Here is an 18,422-nt window from a genome sequence, read left to right on the forward strand (position 1 = left end):
GTTCGCCAGTTGGTCCGCGCCGCCCGGTCGAAGACCGGCGGCGTCACGACGACGGGTCAGACCTCGACGACCTGGCGGCCGTTGTAGGTGCCGCAGACGGTGCAGGCGGTGTGCGGCCGCTTGGCGGACTTGCACTGCGGGCACTCGACGGTCACCACCGCAGCCGCCTTCCACTGGGACCGGCGGGAACGGGTGTTGCTGCGGGACATCCGGCGCTTGGGAACGGCCACGGTTCTTACTCCTCTTGGCGGATCAGTTTCGACAGGCCGGCCCACCTCGGGTCGACCTGCTGGTGGCTGTGGTCGTCCGGCAACTCGTCCCAGCGCACCCCGCATTCGGAGCACAGTCCCGGGCAGTCGTGCCGGCAGAGCGGGTTGGTCGGCAGCGCGAGCACCACCGAGTCCCGCAGCGCCGGCTCCAGGTCGATCAGATCGCCCTGCAACCGGCCCACCTCGTCGATATCGGTCGTCTCGTCCGTGGTGCTGTGTTCGTACGCGTACAGCTCCTGGATCATGACGGTCAGCGACTCGCTGATCGGACGCAGGCACCGCCCGCACTCGCCGGTGACCGGTCCGGAGACCGGTCCGGAGACGAGTACCCCCTCGGAGACCGACTCGAGCCGTAGTTCGAGGCTCAGGTCGGCGCCCTCCGGGACGCCGTTCAACTCCAGCCCGAGGTCCGCCGGCGCGGGGACCACCCGGCTCACGGTACGCAACGCCCCGGGGCGGCGCGGCAGTTCCCGGGTGTCGAGAACCAGCGGCGACCGAGGATTGAGTGTGTTCGACGAGTGATTGCGCATAGTCAGACTCCGGCCTGGTAGTGGCCGACAAAACAGGTTACCCGAGCGGCGGGAGCAGCGTCGAGTTGGGGCAGGGTCCGCCGGTTGTCGGCCAGGGCCCCCGGGGCCCGCCCGGCCGCCCCGAGGTGGGCAGGTGGGCAGCTCAGAAAGGCAGCGGCCGTTCGCTCTCGTCCCCGGCGAAGGTGCCGATCTCGCGCAACGCGTGCATCTTGTCGCGACCACGCTCGATCGAGGCCAACGCCCGGGTCAGGAACTGCTCGAAGTTCGCCAGCGCGGTGTCGACGTAGTCGTCCACCTCGGCCCGTAGCCGCTGCGCCTCGGACCGTGCCTCGGCCACGATCCGGGCACCCTCGTGCTCGGCGGAGACGGTGATCTCGTTGACCGACACCAGCCGGGCGTGCTCGGCCTCGGCTTCGGTGATGATCCGGTCGGCCTCGCGCTTGCCCGCTTCCATGATCTTGTCGCGCTCTTCCAGCAGCGCCGCGGCCCGGCGCAGGTCGGCGGGCAGCTCCGCGCGGAGTTGGTCCAGCGCACCGATCATCTCGGCCCGGTCGATCATGCAGTTGTTCCGAGACATCGGGACGGCCCGCGCGGTCTCCACCATCGCGATGATCTCGTCGATGCGGTCGAACGGATCCACCAGCATCTCACTCCCTGTTGTCGGAGGGTCGACCCAACATGATGGCAAGGCCGGGCCAGGACGTCATCATCGCAAGCGGCGGACCGGTCGGCGCTCCACCAACGATGCGAACCTGCGCAAGCCAATGATGCGATCCTGCGCGACAGGTGGTCCAACCCCCTAGGCTCCGGCGCGTCGGACCCACCGCACCATGCCGATCGGCGCATCCCGTCGATCGGCGCATCCCGTCGATCAGGTGGCGGCTGGCGGTGCGGCGCCCACCCGGGCGAGCAGCCGCTGCGCGACCAGGTCCGGCAGATGGGCGGAGACGTCACCGCCCCACTTGGCGACCTCCTTGACCAGGCTGGAGGACAGGAACGAGTAGAGCGGGTTGGTCGGCATGAACAGGGTCTCCACCCCGGCGAGCCCGATGTTCATCTGGGCCATCTGCAGCTCGTAGTCGAAATCGCTGACCGCCCGCAGCCCCTTGACCACGACCGCAGCCTGCTGAGCCTGGCAGAAGTCGACCAGCAGGCCACGGAACGATGCGACCCGGACGTTGCGGTACGATTCGGTGACCTCCCTGAGCATCGATATCCGCTCGTCGACGGTGAACAGACCAGCCTTGGACTGGTTGATCAGGACACCCACGATGACCTCGTCAAACAGCCGGCTCGCCCGGCCGATGATGTCGAGGTGTCCGTTGGTGACCGGGTCGAACGAGCCAGGACACACCGCACGTCTCATGATCGCCGACCGTACCAAAGCATTGTCTCGCCGTAACGCCGCCCGCGCCTGGCTGTGACGCCCTCCACCCAGGTCAGCGCCGGCCCTCTGGCCGATCGCTCGACCACCACCACGGCGTCGGGGGCAAGCCAGCAACCGGTGACCAGCGCATCGAGCACCGTACGGAGCTCCTCGTCGCCGACCGCGTACGGCGGGTCGGCGAAGACCACGTCGTAGCCGGCGGCCTCCGGCGGCGGCGCCGCCAGCGCGACCGCGACCTTGGCGGTGATCAGCCGGACGTCACCGCCGACCCGCAGCGCGGCGATGTTGTCCCGGATCGTGCGGGCGGCCCGAGCATCGGATTCGACCAGCAACACCTGCGCCGCGCCCCGGGACAGCGCCTCCAGGCCGACCGCGCCGCTGCCGGCGTACAGGTCGGCGAAGCGGGCGCCGGACAGTTCCGTCATCGTGGCCAGCGAGTTGAACAACGCCTCACGCACCCGGTCGGAGGTCGGTCGGGTGTGCGCCCCGGCGGGTGCCGCGATCCGGCGACCGCCGAACTGCCCGGAGATTATCCGGGTCATCGCCGGTCCACAGCGGGCAGCCGACCCACAGCGGGCAGCCGGCCCACGGCCACGACGGGCGAGGTGTCTACAGCCACGGACCGGACGCTACGCGATCACCGATCGGACGGCACCGTGACGGTGCCGCCGTGACCGCTGTGACCAATGTGACAAGTGGGGCGAAAAAAGCTACCAACAGCCGGGGAGTGAGCACATTGGGTACATCAACAATCTCGAATCAATAACATAAATCTTAGGTCGACCTGTGGGTCACCGCGGCGATTCGGGAGCCGCTATGGTCTGGCGCTGTGTCGGCGGGACCTCGCCGACCCGCACGACTCGCAGTGGCGTCGCACCACCACCAGCCGCCGATCGACCGGCCGATGGTCCGCTCTCGCGTCGTGCCTGGACCCCTTCAACAGGAGTACGTGTGAACCGTCTGAAGTCTCCGCTTCGGCGCGCCTTGGCCGTCGCGGCCGGCGCGACGATCGGCCTGACCGGCGCGGTGGCCCTCGCCACCCCCGCCAGCGCGCACTACACCGACCCGGTCGGCAGCGCGGTCTGTGACACCACCACCGGCGAGTGGGTCGTCACCTGGAGCGTCTCCAGCAACTGGCACTTCGATTCGACGCATTTCAGGCTGAAGGCCGTGCTGCACACCCCGCTCCGGTCACCGGTGGCGGGGATCGAACGGACCCCGATCCGGGACGGATACCCCTACCCCGTCGACGAGCCGATCGTCGGCGAGCAGCGGGTCCCGGGCAACGCCGAGCGGGCCAGCCTGGCCGTGATGGGCAGCTGGAACGACGGGTACGCGGAGGACGAGTTCCGCACGAGCAAGATCCGGTTCCTGGGCGAGTGCGCGATCGAGACGCCTGACCCCACCCCGTCCCCGACGGTCGACCCGAGTCCCGACCCGACGCCGGAGCCGAGCCCGACCGTCGACCCGACGCCGGAGCCGACCCAGTCGCCGGAGCCGGAGCCGATCGTCAGCCCGGCAGCCAGCTTCCTGTCCGACTGCGACGGCTTCGTCTGGGTGACCCTCAGCAACGGTGAGGATGCCACCGAGCCGGTCGAGATGACCGTCGTCGCCGATGACTTCAGCGAGACCCACACCATCGAACCCGGTGCCAGCAAGGACGACGTCGTCGTTCCGGGAGACGCCGGTCCGATCACCGTGTACGTCGGTGAGGAGCCGATCGGTGAGCCGTACACCTGGGAGGAGCCGGAGAACTGCGTCGAGCCCGGTGAGCCCGAGGGTGGCTACGAGTCCACCTGCGACGAACTCGTCATCGGCTTCGCCAACCCGGAAGACGGCGAAGCGTTCACCGTCATGCTCACCCCCAACTCGGGTGAGGCACAGACCGTGACCGTCGAGCCTGGAGCCACCGAGATCATCTCCTTCCCCGGTGAGGAGGGCCTCGAGGTCCACGTGCTCAGCGAGGAACTCGAAATCGACGAGACCATCGTGTGGGAGATGCCCGAGGACTGCGAAGGCGGCGAGGGTGGCGGCGGCGGTCTGCCGGTCACCGGTGCCGCCGCGGGCGGCATCGCCGCAGGCGCGCTCGTCCTGCTCGCGGTGGGGATCGGCCTGTTCCTCATGGCCCGCCGCCGGCGGATCACCTTCACCGCCTGACGGCAAGAGCCGCCGGGCGCAACGGAACCGCCCGGCGGCAGACAGGACATGCACGGACTGACTGACAGGTAGCAGCTGGATCAGCTCACCCCCCGGCGGGTCCGGCTGCACGGGCGGAAGGCGCGTCGATCGAAAACGATCGGCGCGCCTTCCGTCTTTGATCGGTCCTTGTGTCCGTTGACCGGATCTTTGATCGGTCCCTACGACCACTGACAGAGATGACGCACCGCCAGCGCGACCGGGCTCAGCCTTTTTCGAGATACTCGGCGCGTTCCTCGTCGACCAGGGCGCCGACCGCGTCGGCCAGCGCCGGGTGGCGGGTCAACTCGGGATCGCCGTCGAGCAGCTCGATCGCCTCGGACCGGGCCTCGACGATCAGATCGGTGTCCCGCAGCAGTGACAGCAACCGCAGGTGGGACCGGCGCCCGGACTGGGTGGCGCCGAGCACGTCGCCCTCCCGTCGCTGCTCCAGGTCCAACTCGGCGAGACGGAACCCGTCGGTGGTCGAGGCGACCGCGTCGAGGCGCTGGCGGGCCGGCGTACCCTCGACCGCGTCGGTGACCAGCAGGCACAGCCCGGCGGCTGAGCCCCGGCCCACCCGGCCACGCAACTGGTGCAGTTGGGACACCCCGAAGCGGTCGGCGTCCAGCACGATCATGACGGTCGCGTTGGGCACGTTCACCCCGACCTCGACCACCGTGGTGGCGACCAGCACGTCGAGGTCACCGGCGGCGAACGCACGCATCACCGTGTCCTTGGCGTCGGCCGGCAGCCGTCCGTGCAGCACGCCGAGCCGCAGTCCGTGCAGTGGTCCGTCGGCGAGCAACTCGGCGACCTCGGTCACCGCCAGCGGTGGTCGGCGCGCCGCCAGGTCACCGCCGGTGCCGGCACCGCTACCGCCGCCCGGGCCGGTGCCGTCGTCTGCCGCCGGGGCCTCCTCGTCGGTGCCGGTGCCGGCACCGTCGCCGATACGCGGACACACCACATACGCCTGGTGGCCGGCGGTCACCTCCTCACGCACCCGCCGCCAGGCCCGCTCCAGGAACGCCGGCTTCTCCGCCGCGGGCACCACGTGCGAGGCGATCGGCGAGCGGCCGTTCGGCAGCTGGGTCAGCGCGGAGGTCTCCAGGTCGCCGTAGACGGTCATGGCGACCGTGCGCGGAATCGGTGTCGCGGTCATCACCAGCACGTGCGGCGGCTGTTCCGCCTTGGCCCGCAGCGCGTCGCGCTGCTCCACTCCGAACCGGTGCTGCTCGTCGACTACCACCAGGCCGAGGTCGGCGAAGTCGACGCCCTCGTACAGCAGGGCGTGGGTGCCGATGACGATGCCGGCCCGGCCGTCGCGGACCTCGTCCAGTGCGGCCCGTCGGGCGGCGGCGCCCAGCGAGCCGGTGACCAGCACCACCCGGGTGCCGTCCGGGTCGCCGTCCAACTCACCGGCCCGGCCCAACGGGCCGAGCAGTTCCTGGATACCGCGATGGTGCTGGGCGGCGAGCACCTCGGTCGGGGCAAGCAGCGCCGCCTGCCCACCCGCGTCGACGACCTGCAGCATGGCCCGCAACGCGCAGACCGTCTTGCCGGAGCCGACCTCGCCCTGCAGCAGCCGGTGCATCGGGTGCGCGGTGGCCAGGTCGGCGGCGATCTCCTCACCGACCCGCTGCTGGCCGTCGGTCAGCTGGTACGGCAGCCGCGCGTCGAAGGTGGTCAGCAGGCCGGCGTCCGCGCGCGGCCGGGGCCGCGCCGGCGAGTCGGCGGCGCGCATCTTGCGCTGCACCAACGTCAGCTGTACGGCGAACGCCTCGTCCCACTTGAGCCGACGTCGGGCCCGGAACAGCTCCGCCTCACCGGCCGGGCGGTGGATCTGCCGCAGCGCGGCGTCCAGCCCGATCAGGTTGCGGCCGGCCCGCACCGCCGCCGGCATCGGATCCTCCGGCGCGGTGAGCACGTCCAGCACGGTACGCACACAGCGGGCTATCACCCAGGTCGGTACGGCGGCGGCCGCCGGATACACCGGGATCAGCGCGCCGGCGAACTCCTCCATCTCGTCTGCTTCGGTGGCCACCTCACCGTCGGCCGGGCCGTCGCCGAGCAGCACGTACTCGGGGCCGTTGAGCTGGCGGGCACCCCGGAACTCCGTCACCTTGCCGGCGAACAGCCCCCACCGCCCCGGTTTGAGGTCGCGCTCCCGCCACGCCTGGTTACCGAAGAAGGTCAACGTCAGGGTGCCGCCGGAGCCGTCCTCGACGACGGCTTCGAGCAGCTTGCCACGGCGCTGGCGCATCGGCCGTACGGTGGTCCTGCGCACCTGGCCGAGGACGGTGACCTGCTCCCCCACGGTCAGCGACCGGATGTCGGTGTGCTCGCCGCGCTGGTCGTAGCGGCGCGGAAAGTGGTAGAGCAGATCGCCGACGGTGTGCAGGCCGAGCTGGTCGGCCATCGCCTTGGCGGTCTTGCCGCCCAGGTTGGCCGCCAGCGGGGTGTCCATGGTGCACGGCTGCGTCATTCGACCCCCACGAGCAGCGGAAAGTGCGGCTGGCCGCCGACGAAGGTGTGCACCTCCACGAACGGCCACCGACGTTTGACGTGCGCTTCGACGGCGGCGGCGAGCCCGGCCGGGGCCTGCGCGCCAAGGATCAGCGTGATCAGCTCGCCGCCACCGCCGAGCAGCTGGTCGACCAGGTTGCGGCAGGTGGTGTCCAAGACGGCGCCGATCAACAGCACCTCGCCGTCGACCAGGGCGAGCACATCGCCGGGACGACAGCGGCCGGCCACGGTGAGCGCCTCACGGGCGGCGAAGCAGACCTCGGCGTACCGGCAGGCGCCGGCGGCCTCGGCCATCGCGATCACGTCGTCGTCGAAGCGGCGCCGCGGGTCACGTACCGCGAGGGCGGCGAGAGCCTGCACCGGGGAGCGGGTCGGCACCACCGCGACGGCCAGCCCGGCGGTTTCCGCCTCGCGGGCGGCCAACCCGGCCGCGGCCTGGGTGTCCGGGTCGTTGGGCAGCAGCACCACCTCGGTGGCGCCGGTGGCGCGAATCGCGTCGAGCAGTTGGCCGGTCGACGGCGACCCGCCGACCGTGGCGGCCCCCTCGCCGGCGAAGATCGCCGCCAGCCCGTCACCGGGCGCGGCCACCACGGCCGCCCGGCCGGGCACGGCCGTGACCGGTGCGGCCGTGACCGGCGCTGGCGGCTGGTCGGCGAAGCGGGCCACGGTGATCTGGTACGGCCGGCCGGCGCCGATCCCGGCCTCGATCGCGGCACCGACATCGTTGACATGCAGGTGGACGTTCCACACCGGAGGGTGATCGGGCGCGCCGGGCTCCTCGCCGGTGCCGACGACGATCAGCGAGTCGCCGAGGCGGGCGAGTTCGGCGCGCATCCGGCGGACCGCGTCGGCGGGCGCGTCGAGCAGGAACTGCACCTCGTAGGCGTACTCGCCGGACCTGGCCTCGCGCGCGGCGGTCGGCTCCCGGCCGGCGGCGCCGTCGTCATCCGATGCCCCTGCCGGATCCGTGCCGCCGGTGCCGGTGCTGGTGCTGGTGTGGACGGTGGTGCTGGTAACGGTGGTGCTGGTAACGGCGTCGGTCTCGGTGCCGACGTCAGCGCCGCCGCTGACCACGGTGAGCAGGGCGTCGAGCAGCACGCACAGGCCCCGGCCGCCGGCGTCGACGACACCGGCTCGGGCCAGCGCCGGCAACTGCGCAGGGGTGGCGGCGAGGGCGTCGCGGGCGGCGTCGGTGGCGGCGCGCAGCACGGTGGCCAGGTCGTCCGAGGTGGTCCGCTCCGCGGCCCGTGCGGCGGCGGCCACCACGCTCAACACGGTGCCCTCGACCGGCTTGGCGACCGCGGCGTACGCGGCCTCGGTGGCGGCGGTGAGCGCGGCGGACAGGGCCCGGCCGCGCACCACGGCGGTGTCGGTCAGCGCGTCGGCGAGGCCGCGCAGGATCTGCGAGACGATCACCCCGGAGTTGCCCCGGGCGCCGAGCAGCGCCCCCCGGGCCATCAGCCGCAGCACCCGGCCGTGGGAGGTCTGCTCACCCTCGGGCGAATTGTCCAGGTCGAGGGCGAGGGCGTGCTGCGCGGAGGTGAGGGTCAGCACCAGGTTGGTGCCGGTGTCGCCGTCCGGCACCGGATAGACGTTCAGCGCGTCGATCTCGCTCTGGTGCCGGCGCAGGGCGGCCAGCGCACCCGCGCACCACCGGCGGATCGCGGTGGCGTCGAGGGTGTCCAGCACGGCGATGAGCCTACTTGCGTGCCCCGACACCCGCCGGCATGTGCCCCGCCAGTCGCCGGCCGGAGGGTTGGGGCCGGGCCGGGCACGACACGACCTGCGAGTCGGGACGGGGAGGTGATTGGCCGGCCCGTGCCCCGATCGGGTAATCTGTTCAGGTTGTCTGGGCGGCGTGCGTGTCCAGCGACCGGCGACTTGATGAACGACAAATCCCCAGGAGTATCCCGTGGCTAGCGTGTGCGACGTCTGTGGCAAGGGGCCGGGCTTCGGTCACAACGTGCCGTGGTCGAAGAAGAAGACCAACCGTCGCTGGAACCCGAACATCCAGACGGTCCGCACCCCCGCCGGTGGCGGCAACACCCGCAAGGTGAAGGCCTGCACCTCCTGCCTGAAGGCCGGCAAGGTGGTCCGGGGCGCCTGAGCCTCACCCACGATCGTCGTTTCACCCAGCCGCCGGGTCAGTTGACCCGGCGGCTACATGTGTTGACGTCGTCGGTCGGCTGTGCGGAGGTCAGAGGACCCGGCCGAAGGAGAGGCAGCCGGGCGCGTCCCGGTAGTAGCCAAAGTTGGGAATCCGGGCGTACCCGGCGCTGTGGTAGAGCGAAACCGCCTCGGGCTGCTTGTCGCCGCACTCCAGGATCAGCCGGCGGCGGCCCTGCTTGGCGGCCGAGCGTTCCACGGCGGTGAGCAGCGTCCGGGCCAGCCCACGCCCACGCGCGGCGGCGGCGACGAACATCCGTTTCAACTCGGCGTCCTCGCCGGACGTGCCGTGACTGCGCCAGCCGGCACAGCCGACCGCAGCACGGTCGAGGTACGCCACCAGGAACGCGCCGCCGGGCGGGTCGAAGTCGGCCGGATCCACCGGGGTGTCGTCGCCGCTGCCGCCGTACCGGGCGCCGAGATCGGCCATGGCGGCGGCGACCAGCCGTTGCGCGGCGGTGTCGGTGTAGCGGACCCGGCGAATCTCGACGCCGGCCTTGTCGAGCAGATCGGTCACGGACAAAGGGTATGTCCGTGACCGCGCCTCACCCAGCAGCGGCCCCCGGCGGGCTCAGCAGCGGCCCCCGGGCCGGCTCACCGGAAGTGGTCCCAGCCGGCCGGCCCCTGCCAGGGGCGGCTGTCGACGGTCACCCCGCTGCCCTTGATGACGTGGCCGATGTGCCGCCAGCCCTTGGGCAGCGGCAGATCCTCGGGGAAGGTCGCGGCCAGGGCATGATCGTCCCCACCGCCGAAGATCCACTGGTACGGATCGACGCCGAGCGCGTTGGCCGTGTCGCGCATCTGCGGCGGCACCTCGAAGGCTTCGCCGCGCAGGTCGATGCCGACCCGGCTGGCGGCGGCGATGTGCCCCAGGTCGGCGAGCAGCCCGTCGGAAATGTCGATCATGGCGCTGGCGCCGGCGAGCGCGGCAGCGGGCCCGGCGGCGTACGGCACCTCCGGGCGTCGATACGCCTCCACCAGCAGCTTCGGTGACCGGAAACCGCGTGACAGTACGGTGTAGCCGGCGGCGGCGTAGCCGAGCCGCCCGGCGATCGCCACCACGTCCCCGGCGTGCGCCCCGCTGCGCAGCACCGGGTCGGCCCCGTCCAGGTCGCCGAGGGCGGTCACCGCGATCGTCAGCGTCGGGCTGGCCGACAGGTCCCCGCCGACCACCCCGGCGCCGACCGTGGCCGCCTCGGCGGCCAGCCCGGTGGCCAACTCCTCCGCCCAACTCGCCTCGGTGTCCGGCGGCGCGCAGAGCGCCACCAGCAGCGCGGTCGGCACCGCGCCCATCGCGACGATGTCGGCCAGGTTGGCGGCGGCGGCCCGGTGGCCGACATCGACGGCACTGGACCAGTCACGGCGGAAGTGGCGACCCTCGACGAGCACGTCGGTGGAGGCGACCACCCGGCCGTCCGGGGCGGCCACCACGGCCGCGTCGTCGCCGGGACCGAGCAGCGTGGCGGGGGCCGGCGGTAGTCGGGCGGTGACCCGGGAGATGAGCCCGAATTCGCCCGCCTGTGCCACACTCACCGGTCCTCCTCGGTCATCGTTCTTCCCACTCGGGCACCGTCATGAATCCGGCCTGCTCCGTACGGTAGTTTCACGTTCGAGCCGCTCCCGGGCGGCGGATAGGAGTCGGGTCGTGGTCCAGGCATACATCCTCATCCAGACCGAAGTCGGAAAGGCACGCGACGTGGCAGACTCGATCGCGGACATCTCCGGCGTGGTCCGGGTGGACGCGGTGACCGGACCGTACGACGTGGTCGTGCTCACCGAGGCGCACACCGTGGACGAACTCGGGACGATGATAGTCAGCCGCGTCCAAATGGTGCCGGGCATCACCCGCACCCTTACCTGCTCGGTGGTGCGACTGTAAGTGACCGACCGACTCACTCCCCCGCCGACCAGCGCATCCGTGCCCGACGCGACGCCGGGCGGGCCGGACCGGACCACCCGGCAGGCGGCGATCTGGGCCACCGTGGTCGCCCTGCCACTGACCCTCATCGTGGCGCTCACCGCGTTCAGCCGGCTCGCCGGCAGCGGCGGGCAGCCGGAGCCGGGGGCCGGGGCGGATCCGTCGGCAGGTGTATCGGCGTCGGCCGCCCCGGTGCCGACCACACCGGTGCAGATGGCCGCCCCCGCCCTGGACGAACGCGCCGAGATCGTCTGCCGGGCGCTGGTGTCGCAACTGCCCGGCACGCTGCGCGACCTGCGGCGGCGGCCGGTGACCGACGGGGCCGAGCAGAACGGCGCGTACGGCGAACCGCCGATCACCGTCGGCTGCGGGGTGCCACCGGCACAGTTCGAGCCGACCGACCTGGTCTATCCCCTCGACGGGGTCTGCTGGCACGCCGCCGAGACGTCCGACGCCACGATCTGGACCACCGTCGACCGGGAGATCCCGGTGCGGGTCACGGTGCCCGGCGCGTACGAGGAACCCGGCCAGTGGGTGATCGGCTTCTCCGACACGCTGATCGAGACGGTGCCCAGCGCCCCGGACGACGCGCCGCGCGGCTGCCGCCCCTGACCGGGGTCCGCTCCTGGCCGGCCTCGGTCCGGGCCGGGAGCGCCAGGCTCCCGCCGGGATGCGACCGGTCAGCGCAGGCCGGTGCCCCGGTTGAGCGCGGTGCGGATCAGCCGGTCGACCAGCTTCGGATACTCCAGGCCGGTCGCCGCCCACATCCGCGGGAACATCGACGTCGGGGTGAACCCGGGCATCGTGTTGATCTCGTTGAGATAGACCTGGTCGTCGCCGGTGACGAAGAAGTCGACCCGGGCCAGCCCGGCGCAGTCCAGCGCGGTGAACGTCCGGCAGGCGTAGTCCTGCACCTGCCGGGTGACCTGCTCGGGCAGCGCGGCCGGGATGTCGTACTCGCAGGAGTTGTCCAGATACTTGGCCTCGAAGTCGTAGAACTCGTGGTCGGTGACCACCCGTACCTCGGCCAGCAGGGACGCCTCGGGGCCGCCGCCGGCCTCGCCCTCGATCACCCCGCACTCCAGCTCGCGGCCGACGATCGCCGCCTCGACCAGCACCTTCGGGTCGATCCGGCGGGCCGTGGCGACGGCCGCGTCCAGGTCGGCCCAGTCGGAGACCTTGGTGATGCCGTACGACGAACCGGCGCGCGACGGCTTGACGAACACCGGCAGGCCGAGACGTTCCTTGTCGGCGTCGCTGAGGCTCACCCCGGCGCGCAGCACCGCGTACGGGCCGATCGGGATGCCCTCGACGGCGGCCAGCTTCTTGGCGAACTCCTTGTCCATCGCGGCGGCCGAGGCGAACACGCCGGCCCCGACGTACGGGATGCCGGCCATCTCCAGTAGCCCCTGGATGGTGCCGTCCTCGCCGTACGCGCCGTGCAACGCCGGGAAGACGACGTCGACGCCGGCCAGGGCGGCGGCTGGGCCATCGGCCGGATCCAGCACCATGATCCCGTTGCCGGTCGGGTCGGCGGGCAGCACCACGGCCGAGCCGGACCGGTCGGTGATCTCCGGCAGCTGCCGGTCGGTGATGGCCAGCTGGCTGCCGTCGCCGGTGGTGAGCACCCATCGCCCGGCGCGGGTGATGCCGACCGGGACGATCTCGTACTCGTCGGTGTCCAGGGCGGCCAGGATGCTGCCGGCGCTGACGCAGGAGATCGCGTGCTCGGTGCTGCGGCCGCCGAAGACGATGGCGACGCGGGTCTTGGCTGGGCTGGTCACAGGGGTGCCTTTCGTTCGCGGCCTGCACGCGCCCGCCGGGCGAGTCGGGGGGATCCCGGCGGCACGCGGTTCACGTCTTCGCGCTCACGCGGCTGACCCTACTCTGCGTGCCCGCCCGTCGTGCCCTGACCGGCCCGGGATCCTCCCGATAGTGCAGGGAGTAACCGGTGCGTAGCTGCCACCATCGAGCTGCGGCGATCGGTCGGGCTAAATCGACTCGAACGTGCCCCTGCGGACGCATCTGGCGAACGTTGTCCACTGGTCCGGCGTGAAGACCAGCACCGGGCCGTACTGGTCCTTGGAGTCGCGGACGCCGACGACGCCAGGTTGGTTGTCGGCGACTTCGACACAGTCGCCGCTGTTGCCGTTGCTGCGGGTGCTCTTGCGCCAGACCGCGCCGTGGCGGTCGAACATGTCCATTGACCTCATCGCATCTCCTCCATGGCGGCTTCGATCAACTTGACCGACTCGTCGGGGGTCGCCGCCAGAGCGAGCAACTGCTCGTAAGCCAGCGTATATCGCCTGACCTCGGCTGGATCGTCGACGTAGAGGCTGCGTGTTCGAATGTCGACACAGACGACGTCGGGGTCTTCGGCTTCAGCGAAGCGCAGAATGATGAAGCCTCCGTCCATCGACATGTACGCGCCAGCATCGAACGGGATGACCTGGATGGTGAGGTTCGCCTGCTTGCTCGACGACACCAGGTGGGCGAGCTGCCCACGCATCACGTCTCTGCCGCCGACCCCGCGCCGGACGGCCGCCTCGTCCAGGATCGCCCACAGTTGCGGCGCGTCGCGTCCCTTGACGATGGTCTGGCGCAGCAACCGGGCCTCGACCCGGCGGTTGATCTGCTCGTCGGTCTCGCCAGGTTGGGCTGCGCGGAAGATCGCTCGCGCGTACTCCTCGGTCTGGAGCAGGCCGGGGACGAGCAGGCTCTGGTAGGTGTGGATACTCGCGGCGTCGCCCTCGAAGCCCAGGTAGACCGAGAACTGGCGGGGCAAGAGGTCGTCATACTTGTGCCACCAGTCTCGCTGACGTGAGGCCGCGGCCATGGTGACCAACGCATCGACCTGTTCCGCGTCGGCGACGCCGTAGAGCTCTGCCAGGTCGGCCACGTCCCGTGGCGAGACCGGGACCAGCCCGCGCTCCATGCGACTGGCCTTGCTGACCGACCAGGCGAAACGGCGCGCCACCTCATCCAGCGTCAGTCCCTTGGCTGTGCGGAGTTCACGCAGCTCGATCCCCAATCGTCGTCTGCGGATCGAGCCCGAGCCCTTCACCATGCTGGCCAGTGTGTCAGGTCTGTAGGTCTCCATGGCAGCCAACGCTACCGCACACTTGCATAGGCCATGCTATTGCACGACGCTATTGCACGGCCTACGCTGTGGCTCATGTCCTGATAGACAACCGACTCCCAGGAGACAGTCATGTGGATGCCGCTGGCTACCGCCGCCACCGCAGATGCCCTGACTGCACCACCCGCTCGGCCCCCCAACCAGACGGCGCGCGAAAGGGCCAGGATGAAGCCGTTGATCCACGGCTACCTACGGGTGGATCGCGACGCCCACGATGGGGACATCCGGCAAGTGGAACTCGCACTCCGACTCTGGGCCAAGCAGCAGGGCTACTGCTTCGCCAGGATCTTCCACGAGTACGACGCCAGGCTGACCCGCGCGGGCTTTGCCGAGCTGACCGAGGAGATCATCCATTCCAAGGCCGAGCACGTCATCATGCCCAGCCTCTCCGACCTCTCCAGCCACCCACTCATCCGACGCCACCTACTCGACGCGCTGGAAGACGCAGGCGTCCAGATTCACGCCCTGCGTGAAGAATCGACTACGTGAGACTGCCGCCGTACGGCCAATCCACCTCTCTGCAGCACCGGCTGTGGCAATCCCAACCACTCTCCGTGAGCAGTTCCGGGGATCGACGCCACACCGCTACGCGGCGCGCCACCGACCACTCACCTACCTGGCCACGCCACCAGGCCGCAGGGGGCACAACAAGGCACTCAGTCCACAGCGAGACGATCAAAACGATGCATCGAAATATGATGCGTTCGTCCGACGGCAACGCTGACGGCAACACGGGCAACCAAGCACACCCATCGACGCACAACGCCATCACGCAGCAACGCTACGCAGTGCCACCGAGCATTGTCGGATCTGAAAGGAAGGCGGGCTCAACCGGCATCCGGTCGAGCCCGCTCAAGCTCCGTCCCAGAACGCGGGACGGCCCCTAATTTGCATCGACTTACATCATGCGACGTGCAATGTTCAGCGCCCAGATCAGGAATTCGGCCGACACGCCATCCAATCTCGGCTTAATTGAAACGCGCGCGCCACGCCAGTCCGAACCTCGATTGAATACTGCGACCACCGACTCTGCCGATGACACGGCAGGATCAATGAACTCGACAATTCGCTCGTCGCTTGTCGCGTCATCGAAGATAACAACTTGGATCTTACGACCCTCGAGGCTTATTCAGCAGGCCTCCGACTCGCTACAGTAGACCCCCAACAAAAAGGACGATCCGCTCTTCCGTAGGATGGAGTTACCACACCACATCTCAAAGAAAAGCGGACCGCCGGACATGTATCATACCACTGGCTTCACCACGGACCAGATCCGCGACCTCTGCGTGCTGGTCCGAACGGAATGCCAGGATCTGAATATGGAGCCCTGGCCCCCGGTCCTTGGTCTCTACCGCGCTGTCGTCGTCGCGTTGACCTACATGCGTCGTAACCGCGTCCAAGCGGAGATCGCTGAAGCGCACGGCGTCTCCCAGTCGACGATCTCGCGAGCGGTCACCGGCATCACCCCGGTCCTCGATCGCGTGCTGACGGAGTTCGTGCCGACAGCCGACGACCTCAGCCCGACCACCCAGTACATCGTCGACGGCACGCTGCTTCCCTGCTGGTCATGGCGCACGCACCGCTGTCTGTACTCCGGCAAGCACAAGACCACGGGCATGAGCGTTCAGGTCGCCTGCACCCTCGACGGTGCGCTCGCCTGGATCTCCGATCCCGTCACCGGCAACCACCACGACTCGTACGCGATCAACGACACCGAGGTCCTCGTCACCCTGAATCCCGGAGACTGGATCGGTGACAAGGGCTACGTCGGCAACGGCATGATCACCCCGTACAAGAAGCCCAAGGGCGGCGAGCTCGCGGAATGGCAGAAGGAATACAACAGGCAGGTCAACAAGATCCGCTGGGTTGTGGAACAGGTCATCGCGAACCTGAAGACATGGCGAATCCTGCACACCGACTACCGCAGACCGCTTGCGACCTTCACAGAAACGATCTCCTGCGTCATCGGGTTGCACTTCTATAGGATCGCCTGTGAATAGACCTCCTCGTAGTCTTCGCGAGCCATTTGCGCTGCTCCTAGTCGAGGAAACCCGAGAAGTTGCCATTGAGATCAAAGCGTGCTCCTCGGCCACCAGGAAGCCGAACATCGAGTGCGTCTTGCCACTGACCACCCACACGACCATACCCTAGATGCGCGACCGAGTCAGGATTCGTCAGAATATCGTCGAGCACGTCCTGACCTGCCGAGTTCGATCCTTGAGGGTTTTCTCGTCCGACGGGTCTCGGCCAATTTGAACCGGTGCCCGCGCGATCTGCATGCTTCTGCAAGGCGCGCCCAGCAACCGAGTAATCGCCCTTTTGCAGAGTTGCGCCAGACGCAGAAGCTGCGTCAAGGTCGATTAGTTCAGATGGGCCAGTTCCGCAGTTATGTACCAACACCGGTGTCTCGCCGGCCATCACATAGTACGTGTGGGATTTTCACCCCGTCACGCAGTGTGACTTACGTGTTCATGGCGTTTCACCTGGCCTTCCGGGATCGACGCCGCACCGCTACGCGGCACGCCACCGAACAGCCGGTCAGACTACCTCCGCCATTCTTCGAGATCATTCGATGTTCGGTCGGCACTGACGGCAACCGTGACGGCAACGCAGACCGCCCCACACGCCCTTCGGCACACAGCGATGGCGTGGAAGTTGCTTAGAGTGACTGAGATCGCCCCTTGCCCTCGGCGATGATCCGCGGTTCCAATGTGTCGAGAAACTCGTTCGACGCAATGACTTCTACTCCCACGGCAGCATCATCGAATTGCCCGAATCCCCGTGCAACAAATACATAGCTGGCAAACCTTTTCACCGCGACTGACAGCAGGGTGGGCGTTTGGGTACTAGCCGAAATTGACGAGGGAGTAAGGCTCACTAATGGGTCTGAGGCTTGGGTATCCACACCTAGACACACGGCATTCTCGCGCCGTGTGACTTCAAGAGCAACCGGAAGATCAACCGCGTTGATCCGAATGCTCCCACCGAAGCCAAGTGAGCCGTCCTCGTATTCAACCTTGATCTCTGAACGACGCCCCCCAGGAACACCGACTCCACGCTTTTGCATTGCGATCCATAGCCGGTCTCGCTCGGCGAGGTAGGCAGCCACACGGCTGGACCCCTTGACCGGCTGACCGAACGCCAGAAGCCAGAGTTGGTGCTGGTCAGAAGGCATCGTCGAGACGAGCGCCGAGTGGAATATCGACGACGCATCTGCAACCACCGCGTCAACAGTCTCCTGCGACGAACGGTGCAAATCGACCGAAAGTACACCCAAATCGTCCGGCAGGGCGAGACCACCAAAGATTGGCCAATCGCGAGCACGTTCACGACGAACTACTTGCCGCCTAGTAGTCATAGTGATCGCCATTTTCGGTATTGAAATGCGGGCCGCGGTTTTGCGACGGATCGTCAGGGAAAGCATGACCACCGGCGTCGTCCCGAATCCTCACGGTACGAGAGCCACCGCCTGGCGCTGGAACATCGAACTCATAGATGTAACCGGGCTGTCGGTCGACGTTCCTAAGCACTCTTGTAGGGCTCATGCTAGTTAGGATTCCAGAGTCTCGCTTCGCTTGGTTAAATGCACCACCTCGGCTAGCTCCCGGGGGCGAAAGATTCGGAGGTCTGCAGCCGCCGGTGTTGTGGACGAGGACCGGCGTGTTGCCGGCGAGCACATAGTACGCGTGGCGACGGTGCGGCCGTCACGGTACGTGACCTACGTTGTCCTGGCGTTGACCTGGCCTTCCTGTTCAGCCGGCACACATTCGGATCGACGATGGTCGGTGTTGACGGCAACGGTGACGGCAACCTGGACAGACTACGGCGCACCAGAGGCCACCGATCGCCGACCCGATCGCCCATACCGAGCGGCACAACCTCTTCATCGAAGAAGCGACCAGCACTCGTCCAGCCGCGGCAACTTCGCCCAGCCACCTGCCAACGCGCCGGCCGCCGCCGATCACGAGCAGCCGCCGGCGAAGCGTGGCAGCAAGCCCGGGCGCACCCGCGCGGCCAAGATCGGGTAGCCCAAGATCGGAGTTGGGCTCAAATTCGCTATACAGGATCAAGACGGCCCGGCTATGCCGGGCCGCGCGCACGCCCGCCAAGGCCGTGCCGCCGACCAAGAGCAAGGTCAACCCACCGGCCGAGGCCGTGACGATCCCTTCACCAACCACCCTCGACAAGTGGTTCCGGGGATCGACGCCGCACCACTACGCGGCACGCCACCGGTCCCGCTTCCGTCGCCATCCCGACCGGGTGGCACACCATCGATACATCGACAACAATCGTGTGCCTTTGACGGCAACCC

At 68.9% G+C, this 18,422-nt stretch carries 20 protein-coding genes; 6 read left to right on the forward strand and 14 right to left on the reverse strand.

The annotated features are described in order from the left end of the window. Positions 1-56 precede the first annotated feature (56 nt). The 5 genes from rpmF to rsmD form a co-directional block, all read right to left on the reverse strand. A complete protein-coding gene (gene rpmF / locus ACN27F_RS08695; protein ID WP_421432229.1) occupies positions 57-230 on the reverse strand; it encodes a 50S ribosomal protein L32 in 174 nt (57 codons plus the stop codon). 5 nt (positions 231-235) lie between these two features. After that, the gene (locus tag ACN27F_RS08700; RefSeq protein WP_421432230.1) at positions 236-799 is read right to left on the reverse strand and encodes a YceD family protein; all 564 of its coding nucleotides are present in this window, start codon (positions 797-799) and stop codon (positions 236-238) included. Positions 800-941: 142 nt separating this feature from the next. Further along, complete coding sequence (locus ACN27F_RS08705) at positions 942-1,439, reverse strand: hypothetical protein (RefSeq protein WP_421440059.1); 498 nt, start codon at positions 1,437-1,439, stop codon at positions 942-944. Positions 1,440-1,670: 231 nt separating this feature from the next. Beyond that, a complete protein-coding gene (gene coaD / locus ACN27F_RS08710) occupies positions 1,671-2,165 on the reverse strand; it encodes a pantetheine-phosphate adenylyltransferase (RefSeq protein WP_421432231.1) in 495 nt (164 codons plus the stop codon). After that, positions 2,162-2,728, reverse strand: coding sequence for a 16S rRNA (guanine(966)-N(2))-methyltransferase RsmD (gene rsmD, locus ACN27F_RS08715; protein WP_421432233.1), 567 nt, complete (start codon positions 2,726-2,728; stop codon positions 2,162-2,164). The genes coaD and rsmD overlap by 4 nt, the downstream gene beginning before the upstream one ends. Before the next feature lie 409 nt (positions 2,729-3,137). Here rsmD and ACN27F_RS08720 point away from each other — a divergent pair, with 409 nt between their 5' ends. Then, positions 3,138-4,343, forward strand: a complete 1,206-nt coding sequence (locus ACN27F_RS08720; RefSeq protein WP_421432234.1) for a cell wall anchor protein — start codon at positions 3,138-3,140, stop codon at positions 4,341-4,343. A gap of 244 nt (positions 4,344-4,587) precedes the next feature. Here the strand turns inward: ACN27F_RS08720 and recG are convergent, their stop codons facing one another. Both recG and ACN27F_RS08730 read right to left on the reverse strand, forming a co-directional pair. Further along, the gene (recG, locus tag ACN27F_RS08725; RefSeq protein ID WP_421432236.1) at positions 4,588-6,846 is read right to left on the reverse strand and encodes an ATP-dependent DNA helicase RecG; all 2,259 of its coding nucleotides are present in this window, start codon (positions 6,844-6,846) and stop codon (positions 4,588-4,590) included. Beyond that, the gene (locus tag ACN27F_RS08730; RefSeq protein WP_421432238.1) at positions 6,843-8,576 is read right to left on the reverse strand and encodes a DAK2 domain-containing protein; all 1,734 of its coding nucleotides are present in this window, start codon (positions 8,574-8,576) and stop codon (positions 6,843-6,845) included. Before ACN27F_RS08730 ends, recG begins: the two co-directional genes overlap by 4 nt. A gap of 223 nt (positions 8,577-8,799) precedes the next feature. Here ACN27F_RS08730 and rpmB point away from each other — a divergent pair, with 223 nt between their 5' ends. Then, positions 8,800-8,994 (forward strand): 50S ribosomal protein L28, encoded by a 195-nt coding sequence (rpmB, locus tag ACN27F_RS08735; protein ID WP_326554943.1) that lies wholly within the window; start codon positions 8,800-8,802, stop codon positions 8,992-8,994. Positions 8,995-9,084: 90 nt separating this feature from the next. On the opposite strand, the gene ACN27F_RS08740 is transcribed toward rpmB, so the two are convergent. Then, positions 9,085-9,561 (reverse strand): GNAT family N-acetyltransferase, encoded by a 477-nt coding sequence (locus tag ACN27F_RS08740; protein ID WP_421440060.1) that lies wholly within the window; start codon positions 9,559-9,561, stop codon positions 9,085-9,087. Positions 9,562-9,647: 86 nt separating this feature from the next. Continuing rightward, positions 9,648-10,586 (reverse strand): thiamine-phosphate kinase, encoded by a 939-nt coding sequence (locus ACN27F_RS08745; RefSeq protein ID WP_421432240.1) that lies wholly within the window; start codon positions 10,584-10,586, stop codon positions 9,648-9,650. A 112-nt stretch (positions 10,587-10,698) separates the two neighbouring features. Between ACN27F_RS08745 and ACN27F_RS08750 the strand changes: the two genes are divergently transcribed. Beyond that, positions 10,699-10,932, forward strand: a complete 234-nt coding sequence (locus ACN27F_RS08750; RefSeq protein WP_421432242.1) for an Lrp/AsnC ligand binding domain-containing protein — start codon at positions 10,699-10,701, stop codon at positions 10,930-10,932. Next, positions 10,933-11,583: a DUF3515 domain-containing protein gene (locus ACN27F_RS08755; protein ID WP_421432244.1), complete on the forward strand. Its 651-nt coding sequence runs from the start codon at positions 10,933-10,935 to the stop codon at positions 11,581-11,583. 68 nt (positions 11,584-11,651) lie between these two features. Here ACN27F_RS08755 and ACN27F_RS08760 read toward each other — a convergent pair whose 3' ends face one another. From ACN27F_RS08760 to ACN27F_RS08770, 3 genes are all read right to left on the reverse strand, one after another. Next, complete coding sequence (locus ACN27F_RS08760; protein ID WP_421432246.1) at positions 11,652-12,755, reverse strand: D-alanine--D-alanine ligase family protein; 1,104 nt, start codon at positions 12,753-12,755, stop codon at positions 11,652-11,654. A 207-nt stretch (positions 12,756-12,962) separates the two neighbouring features. Beyond that, positions 12,963-13,169, reverse strand: coding sequence for a DUF397 domain-containing protein (locus ACN27F_RS08765; RefSeq protein WP_421440062.1), 207 nt, complete (start codon positions 13,167-13,169; stop codon positions 12,963-12,965). 11 nt (positions 13,170-13,180) lie between these two features. Further along, a complete protein-coding gene (locus ACN27F_RS08770) occupies positions 13,181-14,071 on the reverse strand; it encodes a helix-turn-helix domain-containing protein (RefSeq protein WP_421432248.1) in 891 nt (296 codons plus the stop codon). Positions 14,072-14,182: 111 nt separating this feature from the next. Here ACN27F_RS08770 and ACN27F_RS08775 point away from each other — a divergent pair, with 111 nt between their 5' ends. Continuing rightward, a complete protein-coding gene (locus tag ACN27F_RS08775; protein ID WP_421432249.1) occupies positions 14,183-14,599 on the forward strand; it encodes a hypothetical protein in 417 nt (138 codons plus the stop codon). 749 nt (positions 14,600-15,348) lie between these two features. Continuing rightward, complete coding sequence (locus tag ACN27F_RS08780) at positions 15,349-16,110, forward strand: transposase family protein (protein ID WP_421432251.1); 762 nt, start codon at positions 15,349-15,351, stop codon at positions 16,108-16,110. Between the two features lie 659 nt (positions 16,111-16,769). Here ACN27F_RS08780 and ACN27F_RS08785 read toward each other — a convergent pair. Both ACN27F_RS08785 and ACN27F_RS08790 read right to left on the reverse strand, forming a co-directional pair. Then, positions 16,770-17,534, reverse strand: a complete 765-nt coding sequence (locus tag ACN27F_RS08785) for a hypothetical protein (protein WP_421440612.1) — start codon at positions 17,532-17,534, stop codon at positions 16,770-16,772. Beyond that, positions 17,458-17,655, reverse strand: coding sequence for an HNH/endonuclease VII fold putative polymorphic toxin (locus ACN27F_RS08790; RefSeq protein WP_421432252.1), 198 nt, complete (start codon positions 17,653-17,655; stop codon positions 17,458-17,460). The genes ACN27F_RS08785 and ACN27F_RS08790 overlap by 77 nt, the downstream gene beginning before the upstream one ends. Positions 17,656-18,422 lie beyond the last annotated feature (767 nt).

Origin of the sequence: Solwaraspora sp. WMMB335 (genome assembly GCF_049179075.1) — a bacterium.
In the GTDB taxonomy this organism is placed as follows: domain Bacteria; phylum Actinomycetota; class Actinomycetes; order Mycobacteriales; family Micromonosporaceae; genus Micromonospora_E.